The organism is Tamilnaduibacter salinus (assembly GCF_003096655.1).
Classification (GTDB): domain Bacteria; phylum Pseudomonadota; class Gammaproteobacteria; order Pseudomonadales; family Oleiphilaceae; genus Tamilnaduibacter; species Tamilnaduibacter salinus.
In genome coordinates, this window is the sequence record NZ_QEKQ01000004.1 from 267,654 (window position 1) to 287,547 (window position 19,894).

Genomic DNA, 19,894 nt, shown 5'->3' on the forward strand with positions numbered 1-19,894 from the left:
ATAATGCCTGCGAGTGGACCCGTCAGGTCCGCGTATACCGTGACCGACGTTGTGGTCAGCAGTGTCGGATAGAGTCGTACTTCCACCCCTTTGGAGGGATCGTTTGGGTCGACAGGCCCGATGATTTCCGTATTGAGGCCACCCGTCTGGAAAATGGACTGCAACTGTGGGCAGGTCGAGGGCGGATCGGACACATTGCACCCCACTCGAGCAACGCCCGGGTCAGAGGAGATGATTCGAGTGGACTGCGGTGTCGTCAGTTCGCTCTTACTTGGCGGGTTGAACGGCTCAATGCAGGCGTCGTCGTCATTGAGATATACGCTGCCGTCATCAGGACAGTTAAGTTCTACTGGTAAGCGACGCTTGGCAACCAGGTCGCAATGGCGGGCAGTACGAAAACCAGAATCAGTGCCGCCAGTTGAATGAGAATAAACGGAACAACGCCCCTGTAAATGTCGGTCACCTTGATCTCTGGCGGCGCGACGCCCTTTATATAGAACAAGGCAAAGCCCACCGGTGGCGTCAGGAAAGACGTTTGAAGGCACATGGCAAACAGAATGGTGAACCAAACCAGATCGAAGCCCAGAGACTGCACGACCGGGGCAACAAGCGGCAGAATAATCAGCGTGATTTCCACCCAGTCGAGGAAGAAGCCCAGGAGGAAAACGGCGAACAGGATCACGATGATAATGCCGTTGGGGTCAAGTGGCAGGCCCAGCAAGGCTTCCTCAATCACGCGATCGCCACCCAGCCCTCGCAGAACGACCGAGAAGGCGGTTGCTCCGACGAAGATGGCGAATATGAAGGCCGCGGTCCGGGTGGTCTGGTGGAGCGAGTCCCTCATGACCGGCAGTGTCAGTCGCCGCGACACCAGTGCGAGAAGCAACGCACCCAGAGCGCCCACACCAGAGGCCTCGGTGGGTGTGGCGATACCAGCGAAGATGGAGCCAAGAACGCCGAGAATCAGGGCGGCTGTTGGAATGACCGCCACGATGACATCCCAGATGACCCGGGGACTGATCTTGGGGAGATCGTCCGGAATCGGAGCGATGCGCGGCTGTAGCAACGGACGCAGGATGGCGTAGGCGACATACATTGCCCCCAGAAGCAGCCCCGGAAAGAAAGCACCCATGAAAAGGTCACCTACCGAGGCCTCCGGGACGGCCAGGCGGTCCGCCATCAGCACCAGCATAATCGAGGGCGGAATCAGGATGCCCAGTGTGCCCGTGGCGCAGGCCGTGCCTACTGCAAAGCCTTTGTCGTATTTGTTCTCAAGCATGACCGGCAGTGAGAGCATGCCAAGAAGAACCACCGAGGCACCGATGATGCCGGTGGTGGCTGCCAGCAGAACGCCAATGGCGATCACGGTGACGGCATATCCCCCGCGGATGGCCCCGAACAGCTTGACCATGTTGTTCATCAGCTTCTCGGCGATACCGGACTGATCCAGCATGATGCCCATGAAAATGAACATGGGCAGGGCAACAAGGGTTTCGCTTTCAACCAGTCCCCAGACCCGTTCAGGGATCAGCCCCATGGAGGATGAGTAGTCGAACCAGAGGTTGGCGCCGAACTGTTCCACCGCGACCACACCCACCACCGTCCAGATAACGGCGGTACCGCCCAGTACCCAGGCGACGGGAAAACCGGTCATCAGCAGGACGCCAAAGGTGGCGAACATGCCGATGACGAAAAGAGCTTCCAGAGACATCAGGCTGCTTTCCTTTTATTGTCGTGGGTCTGGATCGGCTTGGGAAAGCCGAACAGCAGGGCGGTGACGCGTAGCAGTCGGGACAGGGCTGCCAGGATCAGCAGTGCAAAAGACAGTGCCACCACACTTTTGAGAATCCAGCGGTGGGACAGGCCGGCCGGCGACTGGCTGGTTTCGCCCTGCGAGAAAGAACTGATGGCGTAGGGGGTCATCTCGTACAGAGCGAGGCCCAGAAACGGCAGAAGGAGGACGACAAGGCCCAGCAACTCAATGCGTGCCTGGGCCCGGATGCTCAACCGTTCGTGGATGACGTCCACCCGCACATGGTCGTCGGTAGCCAGAGTGTAGGCGAGGCCCAGCAGCCAGGCCGTTCCGGCGATGTGCCATTGCCACTCCTCGAGCGTCACCGAGCCAGAGCCAAAGGCGTAGCGCCCGATGACCGCCCAGATAATCACGGCGACGGTGGCAAGCCACAGCCAGGAAGCGCTTTTGCCGACCCAGATCAGCAATTGGTCAAGTTTCTGGCTGGCGCTGGTCTGGGGTAGTTCCGTGTGATGATGCAACGACGCTTCCGCGACTTCGCCGACGATCGTCGCGTTTTCGTCATAAAGGGTTGGGTTGTCATCGTGCTCGGGCATGAGCCGCCCCCTCAATACCAAGCGAGGCCCATTTCGGGCCTCGAGAAGTTAAAAGCAGCGACGGGGATTGCTGGCGAATCCCCGCCGGCCTGCCTGATGTCTTCACTGGCTGTCGTCCATGGTGGTCATGTCGACGGGCAGGTAGGCGCGCTTGGCCCAGGTTGAGTAGCTCTTGAGGAATTCCTGCTGGCTTTCGAAGACCCGTTTGAAGTCCTCGTCCTTGGCGGCTTCCTCTTTGAGTACCTCGTGGGTGACTTGCTGAAGCTTGGTGAGAATGTCCCTGGGAATCTGGTCGGCCTGGACCCCCTTCTCCTGGAACGTTTCCAGTACCTTTCCGTTTTTGTATTCGCCTTCGGCCAGCCCACGGGTTGTGGCGGCCGTGCAGGAGGCTTCCACCAGGGCTTTCTGGGCCTCGGTCGTCTTATCCCACTCGTTCTGATTGATCAGCATGTACTGGGCGGTGAACTGCTGGTGCCAACCTGGGAAGAGGTTGTATTTGACGACTTGGTTGAAACCCAGAATCTGATCGATGGCGGGCATGGAGAATTCCGTCGCGTCGATGGTGCCCTTCTCCAGCGCCTGGAACAGTTCCCCTCCGGGCATCATCGTGACGGATGCTCCGAGTTTCTCGAGAACCTTGCCGCCAAGCCCAGCAAAGCGGATCTTCATGCCCTTGTAGTCTTCAAGGGTTTCGATGGGTTCGGAATACCAGCCGGCCGTCTCGGGGCCGATGATGCCGCACAGCTGGGCGTGAACGTCGAAGCCCTTGTTGGCGTAGACTTCCTGAAGCAGCTCATGTCCGCCACCGTGGTAGTACCAGGCCATGTAGGCCCACGGCTTCATGCCAAAAGGGACCGCCGCAAACAGCGGTATTGCCGGTACCTTGCCCTGGTCATAGCCAATCCAGGTATAACCGGCCTGCACCTTGCCATCGGAAACGGCCTGCAGAATGTCGAATGCGGGTACCAGCTTGCCAGGCTCATAAAGCCGAACCTGGATGGAACCGTTGGATGCCGTCGTCAGGTTGTCGGCGACCCAGGCGGACGGTGAGCCCAGGCCGGGCAGGTTGGATGAGAAGGCCACTGGCATCTTCCAGCGCAGATCCTCCGCGAAGGCAACGCTTGTGGACAGTGCCACTGCGCTGGCGCAGGCGATAATCGATCGGACTAGTTTCATCGTTGTGTTCTCCGAACTGTCTTGTTGTGATTGTTGGTTCCTTGGTTCCCTTCAGTGTAGTGCCTCTCAATGGCTCTACCCGGGGTGTTGTCGTGACAACCGTTTGCCTGATCGAATTTCAATCAGACCGTGTGACAGAAGGTAGCGGTGTCTGGCTGATGACTCAAGGCAAAAAGTAAATTGGTATGACCAATAATAAGTTGCTCCATTGTTGCGGCAGAGTGACGCATATTGGTCGAAGTCCTCCGAAAATCGCGTGGTTCGTATCGAAAAATGGATAAAATCGATTAAGAAGGTGATGCGAGATTTGCGTTAATCGTCAGCGCTGCGGATCGTCTTAGACTAATGGATACCCATCGAGTCGGCCGATGTTCCCTGGGTTGACGATGACGTCGCTGCATTGCCAGCGGTTTGTGGCGGTTCTTTGCAGAAGTGGACTGACCAATTGCTCCGGGGTGTTCAGGGGGCCCCGATGAGGGGCAGGGCTCTCAGTCGGTCAGCGAATTAACCAGACGGGACGCTATCAGGGGTGGTGTGTCAGCGGTTGGCTGACACGGTCGAGCAGGTAGACGATGCTGTGATAGTCCAGCCCACTATGGCCGCTGAGCCCGATTTCGCAGGTCCGGCTGGTCGAGATGCCTTCCCGGCAGCCCTGCACCTGTGCCGGTAGAGTCCGCAGCGCGTGCTCGTTCAGTTCCGGTGTCGTGAATCCCTTGTCCCCCGCGAATCCACAACAGTGAATGCCTTCGGGAACAACCACGTTGTTTGAACAGCGCCGAGCGATGTCGATCAGCCCGCTCGCTTCGCCAAGGTGTTGGGTGCTGCAGGTCGCGTGAACGGCGATGGGGGTGTCCTCGGGCTCAATGGCCAATCGATCCAGAAGGTATTCATGAATGAAGCGAACCGGATCGTAGAGCCTGATGCGGGCCTCCCGGGCGGCGTCCTGCAGCTGCAGTGTGCATGGGCTGGTGTCGCAGTATACCGGGTCCCGGCCATCCCCTGTGGCCCGGAGGAGGGTTGCTATCAATTGCTCACGCTTTTGTCGTGCCTGGTCTGGATACCCCTTCGAAGCGAAAGGCTGGCCGCAGCACAGGGAGTCCAGTCCCTCTGGAATGATGACTTCAAAGCCGCCCTTTTCCAGCAGCTGGCGTGTTTTATCGATCAATGGCTCCTGTTCGGCATCGCTCCGGCTGGGGCCCATCACGCGGGACACGCAAGCGGGCAGGTACACGACTCGGGGTTTGGTCGTCCGGGGCGCTGTGGGCGATGGGATAAACCGGACCGGTTGGGGCATGGCCAGACTACTCACTGGCAGGCGTTTTCCGGAGAGTTGGTGCGCTCTCTGGCTGAAACGATGGACTATCGGTGCGCCCAGCAGGGTTTCAGTCGCGGTTGCCAATTTAAGGGAAAGCCGGGTTGTCGTCAGTATGCCGGCAAAGTGGTCGGCCAGCCATTGTGCCCCCGTATGGCCCCGGGCGTTTTGTGCCCGAATCTGGCGTACCAGATCGCCGGTGTTGATGTCCACCGGGCAGCGCTGGGCGCACAGGCCGGTGGCGGCGCAGGTGTCGATGCCCCGATAGTGGAAGGCGTGCTCCAGCTTTCGGGTATCCTCGCCTGCTGCCCGGCGGTCCTGGATGTCACGCCAGACAACGATCCGTTGCCGGGGCGAAAGGGTAAGTCCCTGTGAGGGGCAAACCGGCTCACAGAAGCCGCATTCGATACAGCGGTCCACAAGAGGATCGGCCGCTGGCATTGGTTTGAGATTCTTCAGATGAATCTGCGGATCGCGGGAGAGGACAACATCCGGGTTGAGGATATGATCGGGGTCCAGAAGCCCCTTGATGGACCACATCAGGTTCCAGGCCTGCTCGCCCCACTCCAGTGCGACGAACGGCGCCATGTTGCGCCCGGTACCATGTTCGGCTTTGAGTGATCCTCCGAACTCGCGGGCGACCAGGTGAGACACCTCCTGCATAAAGCCCTCATAGCGGGCCACTTCTGCGGAATCATCGAATCCTTGCGGGAAAACGAAGTGAAGGTTGCCCTCCAGCGCGTGGCCGAAAATGATGGCGTCGTGATAGCCGTGCTTCTCAAACAGCGTCTGAAGGCGCATCACGCCCTCTGCCAATCGGTCCAGCGGGAAGGTGATGTCCTCAATGATGACGGTGGTACCGACCGGGCGGGCGGCACCAACCGCCGGGAAGGTGCCTTTGCGGATGGCCCAGAGTTGCTCCGATCTGGCTCTGTCGGTGGTGAAGTCGGCGGACTGCTCGACGGGGAAAGCGGCCAGTGCCTCGCGGGTCTTATCAAGCCGCTCTTCAAGGCTGTCAGGACTGCTCGCCCGGGTCTCGACAAGAAGCGCACAGGCGCTGTCAGACACGTCACGAATCCAGTCGGGCATGCCCGGCTTACTCTCCACCGAGCGAAGGCTCCGGCGATCAAGCAGTTCGACGGCATCAACAGGCTGTTTCCGAAGGTCGGATGCGGCCCGGCAACAGGTTTCCACGTCCGGAAAGATGATGAGTGCTGTGGCTTTATGAGCGGGGTCAGGAACCGTGTCGTAGGTGGCGGCACTGACAAACCCAAGCGTGCCCTCCGAGCCAATCATCAGGTGGACAAGAATGTCGAGCGGATCGTCAAAATCCACCAGCGCGTTGAGCGACAGCCCCGTCGTGTTTTTCAGACGGTACTTGTGTTCAATGGTCTGTCTCAGAGTGGTGTCCGCTCGTGTCTCCCGGGCCAGCTGATTCAGTCGTGCCAACAGTTCGGCATGCCTGGCTCGGAATGCCTGGACGCCTGCGGGGTCCTCGGTGTCGAGCACGCTGCCGTCGGCCAGTACCAGCCGCATGTGACGGATGGTCTGGTAGCTGTTCTGGGCGGTCCCGCAGCACATGCCGCTGGCGTTGTTGGCAACGATGCCTCCGATCTTGCAGCTGTTGATGGAGGCAGGATCTGGCCCGATCTTGTAGCCATAGGGCGCCAGCCACGCATTGGCCTGCGCGCCGATCACGCCGGGTTGTAACCGGATCTGGCGACCGTTGTGGCGGATGTCGTAACCCTGCCAGTGATCGCCCAGCAGGACCAGAATGGAGTCGCTGATTGCCTGGCCTGACAGGCTGGTCCCGGCGGCCCGGAACGTCAGTGGAACCTGGTATCGTCGGGCAATGCCCAGAAGGTGAACGACCTCCGACTCCTGCTCGACCCTGACGACAACCTTGGGGATGAGCCGATAGAAGCTGGCGTCGGTGCCATAGGCCAGAGTTGAAATGTCATCGGTATAGACTCGCCTGGCGGGAATGCGATCTCGTATGGCCTCAAGGGCCTCCTCTGGCAGGGTCATGCATCCTCCAGGATGAGCGTAATCAGTTCTTTCGGCCCATGAGCGCCGTAGGCCAGAACCTGCTCGATGTCGGCGGTCTTGGATGGACCGGAGACCAGCAGTAGATTGGTAGGCATTCCCGACGCCCAGTCCTGGGTCTGCATCAGGTCATAGAGGTTGTCGGCGATGGTGCTGGCCTTCAGCAACGCGATGTGCAGCGGCGGGACGAGGCTCATCAACCTTGGTTCATGACGATCCGGCCAGATCGCCAGGGTGCCGGTGGCGGCAATGCCCCCGACGGAGCCGGTGAGAGACGCACTAACGTCGTTGAACAGCGTCTCTTTCCACTCTTCGATCGGGCCGTCCCAAGGGGTAAGGTGGATCTCTGACCCGTTGACCTCCCAGGCCTTGCTCAGTTGGGAGCCGTGTGGGGTTTCCGGCGCAAACAGAAGATTGGGGATTCCTCGCGTGCGCAGTTGCTCATAAAGACGCTGAGGCCAGTCGCCCTGAGTTGTCCGGTGTACCTCTGTGTGGACGGCTTCCAAGAGGCGAGTGAGCCGCTCGACTCTGGCTTCAGTGCTGTCATAGCGCCATGTCCTGGTGACGAGGGTTGCGTCGAACTCGTCCGGTCGAGGCTGACTCCCCTCAAGGCCGGCGCGTAGCCGACGCATAATCCCGTCACGGGCGCTCATGATTTGCTCCTCATGTGGTTGCGAGCCTGTTCATGCAGCGATCGAGCTGCCGGCGTCGGTGCGCTGCGGTAATCGGTCCAGGGGCGCAGCCGCGCGGGTTGAAGTCGACGCAAACGGGTGACGCCCCAAAGAAACAGGCGATAGATTCGCGGGTGGGTATTCAGCCACTGCCAGCCCCTCCAGATCAGTTGCTCGCGGTTGGAGTACCGGCTTCCCGCGCCAGCGACGGCCGCCTCCGAGTCCTCGGGGTGTCTGACGTTCTCCTCGCGCAATCGCTGGAGCAATTCCGGTATCGGTATTTTGACCGGGCAGACATCTCCGCAGGCACCGCAAAGCGACGACGCCGAGGGATGGTCCGGGACGCGGTCCAGGCCGACCAGGTGCGGGGTGAGGATCTTGCCGATGGGGCCAGGGTAGACCTCGCCGTAGGTATGGCCTCCCACGCGGGTATAGACCGGGCAGTGGTTCATGCACGCCCCGCAGCGGATACAGTTGAGCGTCTGTCTGAGCTGGGCGTCCGCAAAGGCGCGGCTACGGCCGTTGTCCAGCAGGACCAGGTGAACCTCCCTCGGCCCGTCGCGTTCGTCGTCCTTGCGCGGTCCGGAGATCATGTTGATGTAGGTGGTGATGGGCTGACCCAGCGCCGAGCGGGTCAGTAGTGACAGCAATGGGACCACATCCCGGAGGTTGGCCACCACTTTCTCGATGCCGGTCACGGCAATGTGCACCGGTGGCACCGTGGTGCTCATTCGGCCGTTGCCCTCGTTTTCCACAAGCACCAGCGTACCGGTCTCAGCCACGGCAAAGTTCACGCCGGAGACGCCGACGTCGGCTTCCATGAACTTTTGTCGCAGTATCTGGCGACCGGTGCCGACCAGCTCATGGATATCGTCACTGAGTTCCCCGCCGAGCTTCTCCTGAAACAGCCGTGCAACCTGCCGGGCGTTCTTGTGGATGGCTGGCATGATGATGTGTGACGGTTTTTCATGGTCGAGCTGAACGGTGTATTCGCCCAGATCCGATTCCAGGCATTCGATGTCTCGTTCCGCCAGGTAGTCGTTCAGCTCCATTTCCTCGCTGACCATGGACTTGCCCTTGACCACCTGCCGCCCCTCCTGGGCTTCGATTAGCCGATGAACGATTTCGTTGGCTTCCTCGGTGGTCTCCGCCCAGTGCACCCGGACGCCGTTGGCGGTCAACCTCTGCTCCAGCTGGTCGAGCAGGTCCGGGAGTTGGGACAGGGCGCGGGCACGGATGCGGTTGCCCAGATCCCGAAGGTCTTCACGTTCCTGTGGGTCGCTGAAGGCCTGTTCGCGCTTGTGCATCAGACCATCCATCGCGGTGCGGAAGTTGTTGCGCAGCTGTGCATCATCCAGCGCGTGGCGCGCCCGAGTCTTGAAATCGCCGTCGAGATTGGTCACCGGGATGGATTGTGTCATGAGCCCTCCTGACAACGCTCCCAAAGGAAACTGGCTATATGGCGCCCCTTGAGATTGAGGTTCTGTCTGTTCATCGCGCCATTGATATTGAGTAGGCAGCCGCAATCGGCGCTGATGAGTTCGTCCGCACCCGACTGGCTCAGTGACTGGGTTTTGTCCGCCACCATAGCGCCTGAAATATCGGGCATGCGGACACAGAAGGTGCCCCCGAAGCCACAGCACTCGCTTTCATGATCGTGATCGACTCGTGTGACGCCGGAAAGCTGCGCCAGTAGGCCTCTGGCGTGATGGTGCGTCTGCATCTCACGGCGTGCCGTGCATGAGGTATGAAGCGCCACCTGGCGATGGCGGCCACGGTCCTGCAGGCGAACCCGGCAGACATTCAGCAGGAACTCCGTCAGCTCGAACGTATTCTCGGCGACACGCAACGCGCGGTCCCGGGTCTGGGGTTCGTGATTGAACAGTCCAGGGTAGTGGTGGCGGATCATGCCCGCACAGGAACCGGAAGGCACAACGACCGGCGTGCCGGTGTCGAGCAGTGCCAGCTGGGCTCTGGCCACGGACTCCGCCTGTTCGCGATAGCCGGATGTCCAGGCAGGTTGTCCGCAACAGCTCTGGTTCTGTGGAAAATCGACCTGTATGCCCTGGTGTTCGAGCAGTCGGATCGCGTCCATTCCCGCCTCCGGGAAAAACAGGTCAACGACACAGGTGCCAAACAGCACAACTCGGTCCGGCTTCTCCGGGTACTCTCGTCCGGCTTTGTTGCTTTGGACAATGCGCGTCGCGTTGGGCGAGGCATCGTAGAACAGATCTGTCATGACGGGTGGTCCTGAGACGCCGGTGCTTCGGCGCAGTTGCGTCTATCGTTGTTTTTCGGTTAACTGGTAATACCAATTAACAACTTTGGCGCCTCTACATTAGGGTCGCTCAGAGTGGGCTGTCAAAGGAAATTGGTCAGACTTTGGTGGCAATGTGGCGCTGGAATCTTCCACGCCGCTCGATCAGAGCGCAGAATAGAGGGCCGGATCACACGGATAAGAGAGGCTATGGCTGTCGAACGAATTGCGCCGACACGTATTGCTGACACGATCGTTGAAAAGCTGGAGACCATGATCCTGGAGGGAACGTTGCAGCCTGGTGAGCGACTTCCTGCCGAACGGGTCCTGGCTGAGCGCTTTGGTGTTTCCCGCCCGTCCCTGCGTGAGGCGGTTCAGAAGCTGGGTGCAAACGGGCTTCTTGTCAGTCGTCATGGAGGCGGGAATTACGTCTCCGAATCACTCGGGTCAAGCTTCAGTGATCCGCTGATCACACTCCTGCGCAACCGTGCCAGCGCTCAGAGCGATCTTCTCGAATTCCGCCGGACGGTCGAAGCAGACTGCGCCTACTATGCGGCCCTGAGGGCCACGGAGCCGGATCTTGCTCATATCCGAAAAGCCTACGAAGCGCTTCAGGCCTGCTATGCGGAATGCGACGAGACCAGCCTGAAGGAGGAAGGTGAGGCCGATGCGGGCTTCCACCTTGCCATCGCCGAAGCCAGTCACAACGCGATTCTGCTGCATACCATCCGCGGCATTTTCAGTCTGCTGCAGGTGAATGTGGTCACCAACATCGGCGGCATGTACGCGAAGGATGCCGAGACTCAGAGTCAGCTCATGGCGCAGCACCGTCGCCTGTTCGAAGCCATTGTGGAACGTCGGGCAGAAGACGCCCGAGAGTGTGCCGGGCAGCACATCGAGTACGTGGCGAGCGTACTCGGAGAGCAGAACGAAACGTACGAGCGCCTGGAACGTTCGCGGCGACGGGAGCAGCTGGCGCAAACCTGAGGGGGCCCCTTGCCGGACCTGAGCGTCACGTCGTCAGTGTAATGCAGGGATGGCTCGCCGATGCTCTTGCAAGTACCGGCGTCGTCCAGCGACTTTCCGGCGTGGTCCAGACCCGAGGCCGATTGATGGTTTGAGTTCACAGATGCCTTGCTCGATGGCCATGGGCTGATGATCCCTTTTATGCAAAAAGTGTCTAACAAGCTGGTTGATAAGCCAGTCTTACGGCACTACTATCGTTGCCAACACGGCCCCTGCCTCTTGGTTTCGAAAGAAACTAACGCGGGGGTTCTTATTGTCTGCCTCCCCGTGTTACCACCAGCTTTTCCAGTTTTCCGGTACGCCCATATCCATTACAGATAGCGCCCGCTGAGAGTCTTGCCCGGGGAGCGACGGCAGATGGTTTGCCAGTCGTTCATCATCGCCATGATAGTGCCACAAAACGTCTTCCCTGGAGCGAGTGACTAAGCCCCGGTATTGGTTCAGCCCGGCACAACGACTCAACCGGGGGCCGATCCTTTGACGCCATCCTGATTTCAGGACACGCTATGCGCCAAAACGCGCAAACCGAACCGACACGACCTGTCGCAGGCGCGTGTTGTTCTTCGCGCGGTATCACCTCACCAGGGAGCAGTCATGAACACGGAGAACCATTCCGAACTGGCCTCATTTATCTGGTCCATCGCCGATTTGTTGCGCGGTGATATGAAGCAGTCCCAGTACGGGCGGGTCATTCTGCCGTTTACGCTTCTGCGGCGGATGGAATGTGTGCTGGCGCCGACCAAGGAAGCGGTGCTGGCGGCAGCGGAGCAGCACGAGAACAAACCGGAGACGGCCCGAGACCGGTTGTTGCGCCGGGCCTCCGGGCAGGACTTCTACAACGCCTCGAAGCTCACCCTGTCCCAGCTGTCCGACACCCAGACCGGTGAAGACCTGCTGAGCTACGTGCATTCGTTCAGTGAGGAAGCGCGGGAGATCTTCGAACACTTCAACTTCGAGGACTTTGTGCAGCTGCTCGAGGGCAGCGACCTTCTCTATCAGGTGGTTCAGGCCTTCAGCGCCGTGGATCTCAGCCCCCAGCGCATCTCCAACTACGGCATGGGCGCGATCTTCGAGGAGCTGATCCGCAAATTCGCGGAGAGCTCCAACGAAACGGCCGGGGAACACTTCACGCCGCGCGATATCGTGCACCTCGCCACATCACTGGTGCTCACCGGTGAGGAAGACCGGCTCCAGCCGGGGCGCATCCTGACCATTTATGACCCGACAGCCGGGACGGGGGGCTTCCTCTCCGAAGGCGAGGCCTACGTCAATGCCATCAGCAACGACGTGCAGGTGTCACTGAGCGGTCAGGAGCTCAACCCGGAGTCCTACGCCATCTGCGTGGGCGACATGCTGATCAAAGGTCAGCCGGTTCGGAATATCAGGCGCGGCAACACGCTGTCCGATGACCAGCTCCGGGGCGAGCACTTCGACATCATGCTCAGCAATCCGCCGTTCGGCGTGGACTGGAAGAAGGTGCGCGAGCAGGTGGAAAAGGAGCACAAACAACAGGGTTACAACGGGCGATTTGGCCCAGGCCTGCCGCGTGTGTCCGACGGTTCCCTGCTGTTCCTCATGCACCTGGTCGCGAAGATGCGTGCCCGCGAGGACGGTGGCTCACGCATTGGCATCATCCTGAATGGCTCGCCGCTTTTTACCGGCGGTGCCGGCAGCGGTGAATCCGAGATCCGGCGCTACCTGCTGGAGCACGACCTGGTGGAGGCCATTGTCGCGCTGCCCTCCGATGCCTTCTTCAACACCGGCATCAACACCTACGTCTGGGTGCTGTCCAACCAAAAGCCAGACGTACGCAAAGGCAAAGTGCAGCTGATCAACGCGACGGACCGCTACGCCAAGATGCGCAAATCGCTGGGCAGCAAGCGCCACTACATCCCCGAGTCCGAGCAGGACGCGATCGTGCGCCAGTACGGCCGGTTCGAGGAGACGGACGAGAGCAAGATCTTCCCGACCCAGGCCTTTGGCTACCGGCGCATCACCGTGGAGCGCCCACTGCAGCTCAACTTCCAGGCCAGCGAGGAGCGCCTGGCCCGCCTGCAGGAGGAAAAGTTCTTCGGCAAACTCTCGGAGGACGAACAGAACGCCCTACTGGCTGCCTGTGACACGTTGGGCGACACAATCTACCGTAATCGGGAAGACTTCCTCGCCGCCCTGAAAAACGCCTGCACCGACGCGCAGTTCTACCCCAGCGCGGCGCAGCTCAAGAACATCTGGAAGGCCCTGGGGGAACACGACGACGAGGCCGACTACTGCCGGGACAAAAAAGGCCGCATCGAACCCAATCCGGACCTGCGTGACAACGAGAACGTCCCGCTCGGCGAGTCCGTCTACGACTACTTCGAGCGCGAAGTCCTGCCCCATGTGCCGGACGCCTGGATCGATGAGTCCAAAACTGATGACAAGGACGGCGAAGTGGGCATCGTCGGCTACGAAATCCCCTTCAACCGCCACTTCTACGTGTTCGAACCGCCCAGGCCGCTGGAAGAGATTGATGCGGATCTGAAGCAGTGCACCGACCGGATCAAGCAGATGATTGAGGAACTCTCGGCGTGATGATGCGGGTGGATGGGACCGTTACTCATGCCGCCCCCCGTGCCTTGACGGGTGGGGCCGTGTTTCTTAATATGCTGGATAACACACCCGCCATGCCTCTCCACGATGCACACTTTGGCGGGTTTTTTGTGTCTGGGGGTCGTCAATGACCGACTTCCACAAGCCTGCCCACAGTATTGACGAACAAATCCAGACGCTGCGTGACCGTGGGTTGAATGTGCCTGATGCGGATCGCGCCCGACACTTTCTCGCCAATATCAGCTACTTTCGGTTATCCGCGTACACACGCCCTTTCTATCAACCGAATCGGGCGGAGCATCGTTTTCTGCAGGGCAGCCGCTTTGATGATGTGCTGAACGGTAGGTGGCTTTGCTCAATCGTTACCCGCAGGTATCCAGACCGCACATGGGCTTCCCGGCAACCTGGGGCGACGAGCCGTTCTGGCGTGACGCCGTGTTGAACACAAGGGGAGAGGGATGATTTTTCCAAGCGATTCAGAGAACGGACATGCTGGGATCGATGCAGGCATCAAGGAATGCACGGACATGGTCAAGCGGATGATTGAGGAGATGGCGGTATGAGCTATCCGAGTTATCCAGAGTACAAAGACGCGGGGTTCGTCGGGCTTGATCAAGTTCCCAGTCATTGGGCAATTGTAAGGTTTAAGCAGATTCTCAAGGAGGTTAACCGAGGCTCTCAAACCGGGGAAGAGCAGCTCCTTTCTGTTTCCGAGTACTATGGGGTAAAGCCTCGCATGGAGGTAATGGAAGATGGCGAGCATCTAAGTCGGGCCGAATCATTAGAGGGGTATAAGCTTTGCGAACCCACCGATCTAGTCATGAACATCATGCTCGCATGGAAGCGCGGGCTCGGTGTTTCTGATCACTATGGAATCGTGAGTCCGTCATATGCAGTCTTCCGTTTTGTGTGTGAGGTTCATGCTCGATATTACCATTATCTGCTCCGAAGTGATGAGTATATTGGCTATTTCAAAACTTTTTCTTCGGGAGTTATCGATTCACGATTGAGGTTGTATCCGGAAGTATTTGGGAGGCTCACAGGCCTGTATCCGCCCTTAAACGAACAAACCCAAATCGCCCGCTTCCTCGACCACCAAACCGCCCGCATCGACGCCCTGATCGCCGAACAGCAACGCCTGATCGAGCTGCTCAAGGAAAAGCGCCAGGCGGTGATTTCCCATGCTGTGACCAAGGGACTGGATCCGGATGTGGCGATGAAGGATTCCGGGGTGGAGTGGCTGGGCGAGGTGCCCGAGCATTGGAGTGTAGCCTCTTTAAAACACGCTCTTGAACTTGTTGCAGACGTAGATCATTACATGCCTACTCCGGTCGATTCCGGTATTCCGTACGTCATGACTGGAGACCTTCGTAGGTTTGCAAGCGAAATTGACCTTGACTCGTGCAAAAAGATCTCGCGTGATGAGTTCCTGAAGTTGACCAGAAAAATAAGAACATCGGAAGGCGATGTCATTATGGCTCGCTATGCAACTATTGGGACTGTCTCTTATGTCGACATTAGTAAAGAATTCGTTGTTTCTTACTCATGCGTGACGATCAGGCCACAAGTCAACCTAGTATCTGGGATCTATCTATTCTTCTACTTTCAGTCTGATGCTTTCATTCAGGGAATCTCAAATGCGATCAACGCAAACACACAAGAAAACGTTGGGGTGGCCGACCTAAAAGAGGTGAAAATAGCTCTACCTGGCATTCGGGAACAGAAAGGGATCGTTGATGAGGTAGAGGCCAAGCTCGCGAAGTCAGATGCCCTTGTTGACAAAGCAGAGAGATCTATTGCCCTCATGAAAGAGCGCCGGTCAGCCCTGATATCGGCAGCTGTCACCGGCAAGATCGATGTCCGCAACTGGGAACCACCGGTCTCCGAAACCTTCCCTCAATCCACCGCCAGCGAAGAAGCTCCGGCCTAAGCCCGATTCAACGAATACGGCTTATGGTCTAGAGTGGGAGCAATTCGATAAGACAGAGCAAAGCGCAACGTCATGGCCGACGAACGAGAGCACCAGTTCCAGAAGGACATCATCAACGAGATGACCGCCCAGGGGTGGCAGACCGGCAAGGCGGACGGCTATGACCGGGAGCTGGCGCTCTACACCCAGGATCTGGTGGATTTCTTCAAGGAGGCCTATCCGGATCGCTGGCAGAAGTTCGCCAAAGCCTACCCCGGGAATCCGGAGCGTCAGCTGTGCGTGGCGGTGGACCGGGAGCGGCGCAAGAAAGGCACGCTCTTCGTCCTGCGCAATCCGGTGCGCCTGCCCGGCCATTACATCGACACCTGCGCCTTCCAGCCCGACCACGGCATGAACCCGGAGGCGGAGCAGCGCTTTACCGCCAACCGGCTGCGCGTGGTGCCGGAGGTGTCCTATTCGCCGTACGCGAAGGAGGGTACCTACAACCCTCGGCTGGATCTGGTGCTGTTCGTGAACGGCATTCCCACAGCGACGCTGGAGCTCAAGAGCGAGTTCAAACAGTCGGTGGAACGCGCCAAGCGGCAGTACCAGTTCGACCGACCGCTGAAGGCGCCTACCTCCCGTCAGTATGAGCCGTTGCTCGCGTTCAAGACGGGGGCGCTGGTGCATTTCGCTGTCAGCCAGGACGAGGTGGCCATGACCACCAAACTGGCGGGGAAGGACACCCGGTTTCTGCCATTCAACAAGGGCACACTGGAGGGTGGGGCAGGCAATCCGAGCCCGGCCAATCCCGATGACTATGCGACGGGGTATCTCTGGAACGAGGTGTTCGCCCCGAGCGCCTGGCTGCGGATTCTTCAGCGCTTCCTGCATCTGGAGCAGGAGGAAGAGCCGGACTTCCACGGCAACATCCGCAAGAAAGAGACGATGATCTTCCCGCGTTATCATCAGTGGGATGCGGTGACCCGTCTTATCGACACCACCCGGAACGAAGGCGCCGGTGAGCGCTATCTCATCCAGCACAGTGCCGGTTCCGGCAAGTCCAATTCCATTGCCTGGGCGGCGCACCAGCTCGCCGGGCTCTATGACGAGCAGGACAACAAGCTCTTTAACTCCGTCATCGTAATTACCGACCGCACGGTGCTGGACAGCCAGCTTCAGAACACCATCCGCCAGTTCGAGCGCACCGAGGGCATGGTGTGCCCGATTACCCGGGATGAGAAAACCACCCAGAGCAAATCCGAGCAGCTCGCGGAGGCGCTCGCCCGGGGCACCCGCATCATCGTGGTGACCATCCAGACGTTCCCGGCGTTGTATGACGCGCTAGAGGCGAATCAGAGCCTGGCGCAAGGCCGCTACGCAGTAGTTGCGGACGAGGCCCACTCCTCACAGACGGGCAGCTCTGCCACCAAGCTCAAGGCGATTCTGGGTCATGAGGCGGACGACGAGACGGAGGAAGTCAGCGCGGAGGCCATGCTGGATGCGGCGGTGGCGTCACGCCAACCGCCCACCAAACTGAGCTATTACGCGTTCACGGCCACGCCGAAGGCGAAGACGCTGGAGCTGTTTGGCCGGCCACCCAACCCGGATGAACCGGCCAGCGTGGACAATCGGCCCGAGCCGTTCCATCTGTACTCCATGCGCCAGGCTATCGAGGAAGGCTTTATTCTCGATGTGCTGCGCAACTACACCACCTACAGTGTCGCGTGGCGGCTGGCCCATCCGTATGGGGATGACGAGGAGGTCGAATCCCGCAAAGCGTCGGCGACGCTGGCGCGCTGGGTCCGACTGCACCCGTACAACATCCGCCAGAAGGTGGAGGTCATCGTCGAGCACTTTCGAGCCAACGTGCGCCACCTGCTGGACGGCCAGGCAAAGGCGATGGTGGTCACCGCCAGTCGCCAGGAGGCGGTGCGTTACATGCTCGCGATGAGTGAGTATGTTAAGGAGCATCGCTACGACAACGTGTTCCCGCTCGTGGCGTTTTCGGGCGAGGTGGCCGCGGACGATGTCATTCCGGAGTCAGTCACTGAAACCAGTGCGCTTCTGAACCCGGGGCTCCACGGGCGTGACCATGCCGAGGCGTTCGATACCGGCGATTACAACGTTATGCTGGTAGCGAACAAGTTCCAGACCGGCTTTGACCAGCCCAAGCTCTGCGCGATGTACGTGGACAAGAAGCTCAAGGGTGTCGAGTGCGTGCAGACGCTCTCCCGGCTCAACCGGATCTTCCCCGGCAAGGACACGTTCATTCTTGATTTCGTGAATGACATTGAAGACATCCGTGAGGCGTTCGAGCCGTTTTATCAGCAGACCGAGCTGGCGGACGTGTCCGATGCGCAGGTGGTCTACGACCTGTTCGACAAGCTGAACGACTCCGGGATTTACACCTGGGATGAAGTCACCGCCTACGCGAACGCCTTCTTCGACCCGGACGCCAGGCAGGCCCGCCTGAATCACGCCTGCCGCCCAGCGAAAGACCGGTTTCGGGCTCGCTATGAAGACGCACAGACCCGAATGGATCGCGCGAAAGCCGAGGCCAAGCAAGCTGAGGAAAATGGCGATGAGCACGGCCTCAAGCGCGCTGAGCACGAGCTCAAGGAGGCCGGAGAGGCGCGGGACGCCCTGGACACCTTCCGAAAGGACCTTCAGAGCTACGTGCGGGCGTATGAATTCCTCTCACAGATCATCTTCTACGATGACGCGGATCTCGAACGGCTGTGCGTGTATGCCCGGGGCTTGCACCCACTCCTGCGCATGGAGCGCCTGGACGACGACATCGACGTGTCCGATCTGTCGCTGACGCACTACCGCCTGAACAAACAGGCCGAGCATCAGGTAGCGTTGGGCGAGGACGGCGAGGAGTACACCGTTCAGCCGGTGAGCGGTCTTGGCTCCGGCAAACCGCACGACCCGGAGAAGAAGCGTCTGTCTGAAATCATCGACTCGCTCAACGAAATCTTCGGAAGCGAAATCAACGACGACGATCAGCTCCACTACGCCTACGGGCTGGCCGGACGGATTGAACGCGATGAATCCGTCATGAGCCAGGTTCGCCACAACGACCCCAACCAGATCATGCACGGCTCCTTCCCCGAGCGCCTGCGCGATTTCATCCTCGATGACATGGAAGAGCACGCCAGCATGGCTGAACGCGCCATGGCCACGACTGAGGCCGAAGACAAGCTCGCGCACCTGGTGTTGCGGCTGTTGTTGGCGAAGCACAGTGCTCCGAGCTCGGTGTATCCCGGGGCGGGTGAGGCGTGACGACGCAGCCTTTGCTGCTCGGGTAACGTCGTCGACGGTTTTGACGACGTTTATTCCCGATTTCCTTCAGGCCTTATAATTATTTCGTCTATTTCGATTGTTTCGAATATTTCGTTTGTGAGCCACAATACCTCTCAAGAAAGATCGTCATTTCAGCATCGGGAGACATGTGATGTCGGCTCAGAAAATTGTCCATTTGCCTACGCCGGCGGAGGTTGAGCAGGCCAAGCAATCCAGTCGTACTCTGTCAAAGTACGCGAATGTCGACCGGGTCAATCTGTCGTTGCGTGGCGACGGTGGTGAGTCTGATGAGATGGTGTTGCCGGGCCATATCCTGCAGATCCTGCTGGATGTTCTCGGCGAGGTGTCACAGGGTAATGCAATCAGCCTGATCCCTTATCACCAGGAGGTCAGCACGCAGGACGCTGCGAACTTGCTGAATGTCAGCCGACCGTTTTTGGTTCGCCTGCTTGAGGAGGGCGATATTCCCTTTCGTAAAGTCGGTTCGCATCGGAGGGTCAAACTGCAGGACGTATTGGCGTACAAGGAGCAGACCGACGAGCAACGACGTGTCGCGCTGGATGAACTGGCCGAGTTATCTCAGCAAGAGGGCATGGGGTACTAGAGAGTCATGAGCAAGTTCACGGTTGTCTACGATGCTTGCGTGCTGTACCCCGCCCCCTTGCGGGATACATTGATGCGTCTTGCCCTGACAGATCTGTTCAAAGCGCAATGGACGGATGCGATTCACGACGAGTGGATCAATGCCCTTCTTCGCTCAGGGAAGCATTCCCGGACGACGCTTGAACGGGCCAGAGACCTGATGGATCGGCATGTCCGGGATGCGAAGGTCCACGGTTATGAGGTTCTTATAGACTGTCTGACTTTGCCAGACCCTGACGACCGGCACGTGCTGGCGGCTGCCATACGTTGCAATGCCAATGCGATCATCACATTCAACCTCAAAGACTTCCCTGAAGAGTTCGTCCGCCCGTACGACATCGACATCATCCATCCCGACGACTTTATTCTTTACCAGATCGACATGGCGCCTGCCCTTTGCTGTCGGGCTATTCATGCCCAGCGTGCCGCATTGACGAACCCCGAGTATTGCGTTGACGATTTTCTGGCGATCCTTCAGAGGCAACAGCTTCCCCAGACGGTGTCTCGCCTGCGAGAGTACGCTGGCTTTCTGTAAGTTGGCTTAATGCTGGGCGAAGGCCATGCCGTTCGCAAAGCATCGCTTTGCATGGCCTGAGCGACCCACATCT

At 59.2% G+C, this 19,894-nt stretch carries 14 protein-coding genes; 7 read left to right on the top strand and 7 right to left on the bottom strand.

Annotation, left to right across the window (positions count from 1 at the left end; all coding sequences use genetic code 11):
- Nucleotides 1-346 precede the first annotated feature (346 nt).
- The 7 genes from C8D92_RS08025 to C8D92_RS08055 form a co-directional block, all read right to left on the bottom strand.
- On the bottom strand, nucleotides 347-1,711 hold the full coding sequence (locus tag C8D92_RS08025; protein ID WP_095611647.1) for a TRAP transporter large permease: 1,365 nt from the start codon (nucleotides 1,709-1,711) through the stop codon (nucleotides 347-349).
- Nucleotides 1,711-2,349, bottom strand: coding sequence for a TRAP transporter small permease subunit (locus C8D92_RS08030; RefSeq protein ID WP_116919011.1), 639 nt, complete (start codon nucleotides 2,347-2,349; stop codon nucleotides 1,711-1,713). Before C8D92_RS08030 ends, C8D92_RS08025 begins: the two co-directional genes overlap by 1 nt.
- A 102-nt stretch (nucleotides 2,350-2,451) precedes the next feature.
- Nucleotides 2,452-3,525 (bottom strand): TRAP transporter substrate-binding protein, encoded by a 1,074-nt coding sequence (locus tag C8D92_RS08035; RefSeq protein WP_095611645.1) that lies wholly within the window; start codon nucleotides 3,523-3,525, stop codon nucleotides 2,452-2,454.
- Nucleotides 3,526-4,048: 523 nt separating this feature from the next.
- Nucleotides 4,049-6,865 (bottom strand): FAD-binding and (Fe-S)-binding domain-containing protein, encoded by a 2,817-nt coding sequence (locus C8D92_RS08040; protein ID WP_116919012.1) that lies wholly within the window; start codon nucleotides 6,863-6,865, stop codon nucleotides 4,049-4,051.
- Nucleotides 6,862-7,536 (bottom strand): LutC/YkgG family protein, encoded by a 675-nt coding sequence (locus C8D92_RS08045; protein WP_116919013.1) that lies wholly within the window; start codon nucleotides 7,534-7,536, stop codon nucleotides 6,862-6,864. The genes C8D92_RS08040 and C8D92_RS08045 overlap by 4 nt, the downstream gene beginning before the upstream one ends.
- Entirely contained in the window at nucleotides 7,533-8,975 is a 1,443-nt protein-coding gene (locus C8D92_RS08050; protein ID WP_116919014.1) for a LutB/LldF family L-lactate oxidation iron-sulfur protein, read from the bottom strand. Before C8D92_RS08050 ends, C8D92_RS08045 begins: the two co-directional genes overlap by 4 nt.
- Nucleotides 8,972-9,793 carry a (Fe-S)-binding protein gene (locus C8D92_RS08055; RefSeq protein WP_095611641.1) on the bottom strand — a complete coding sequence of 274 codons (822 nt, stop codon included), beginning with the start codon at nucleotides 9,791-9,793 and terminating at the stop codon, nucleotides 8,972-8,974. Before C8D92_RS08055 ends, C8D92_RS08050 begins: the two co-directional genes overlap by 4 nt.
- A gap of 228 nt (nucleotides 9,794-10,021) precedes the next feature.
- Between C8D92_RS08055 and C8D92_RS08060 the strand changes: the two genes are divergently transcribed.
- From C8D92_RS08060 to C8D92_RS08090, 7 genes are all read left to right on the top strand, one after another.
- Nucleotides 10,022-10,798 (top strand): FCD domain-containing protein, encoded by a 777-nt coding sequence (locus tag C8D92_RS08060; protein ID WP_095611640.1) that lies wholly within the window; start codon nucleotides 10,022-10,024, stop codon nucleotides 10,796-10,798.
- Nucleotides 10,799-11,431: 633 nt separating this feature from the next.
- Nucleotides 11,432-13,408 carry a type I restriction-modification system subunit M gene (locus tag C8D92_RS08065; protein WP_095609475.1) on the top strand — a complete coding sequence of 659 codons (1,977 nt, stop codon included), beginning with the start codon at nucleotides 11,432-11,434 and terminating at the stop codon, nucleotides 13,406-13,408.
- A 145-nt stretch (nucleotides 13,409-13,553) separates the two neighbouring features.
- Entirely contained in the window at nucleotides 13,554-13,868 is a 315-nt protein-coding gene (locus C8D92_RS16025) for an Abi family protein (RefSeq protein WP_095609474.1), read from the top strand.
- A 117-nt stretch (nucleotides 13,869-13,985) separates the two neighbouring features.
- Complete coding sequence (locus C8D92_RS08075; RefSeq protein WP_095609473.1) at nucleotides 13,986-15,356, top strand: restriction endonuclease subunit S; 1,371 nt, start codon at nucleotides 13,986-13,988, stop codon at nucleotides 15,354-15,356.
- A gap of 72 nt (nucleotides 15,357-15,428) precedes the next feature.
- Nucleotides 15,429-18,623 (top strand): type I restriction endonuclease subunit R, encoded by a 3,195-nt coding sequence (locus C8D92_RS08080; protein WP_095609472.1) that lies wholly within the window; start codon nucleotides 15,429-15,431, stop codon nucleotides 18,621-18,623.
- A gap of 172 nt (nucleotides 18,624-18,795) precedes the next feature.
- Complete coding sequence (locus C8D92_RS08085) at nucleotides 18,796-19,248, top strand: helix-turn-helix domain-containing protein (protein WP_095609471.1); 453 nt, start codon at nucleotides 18,796-18,798, stop codon at nucleotides 19,246-19,248.
- A gap of 6 nt (nucleotides 19,249-19,254) precedes the next feature.
- Nucleotides 19,255-19,821 carry a PIN domain-containing protein gene (locus tag C8D92_RS08090; protein WP_095609470.1) on the top strand — a complete coding sequence of 189 codons (567 nt, stop codon included), beginning with the start codon at nucleotides 19,255-19,257 and terminating at the stop codon, nucleotides 19,819-19,821.
- The last annotated feature ends 73 nt before the right edge of the window (nucleotides 19,822-19,894 follow it).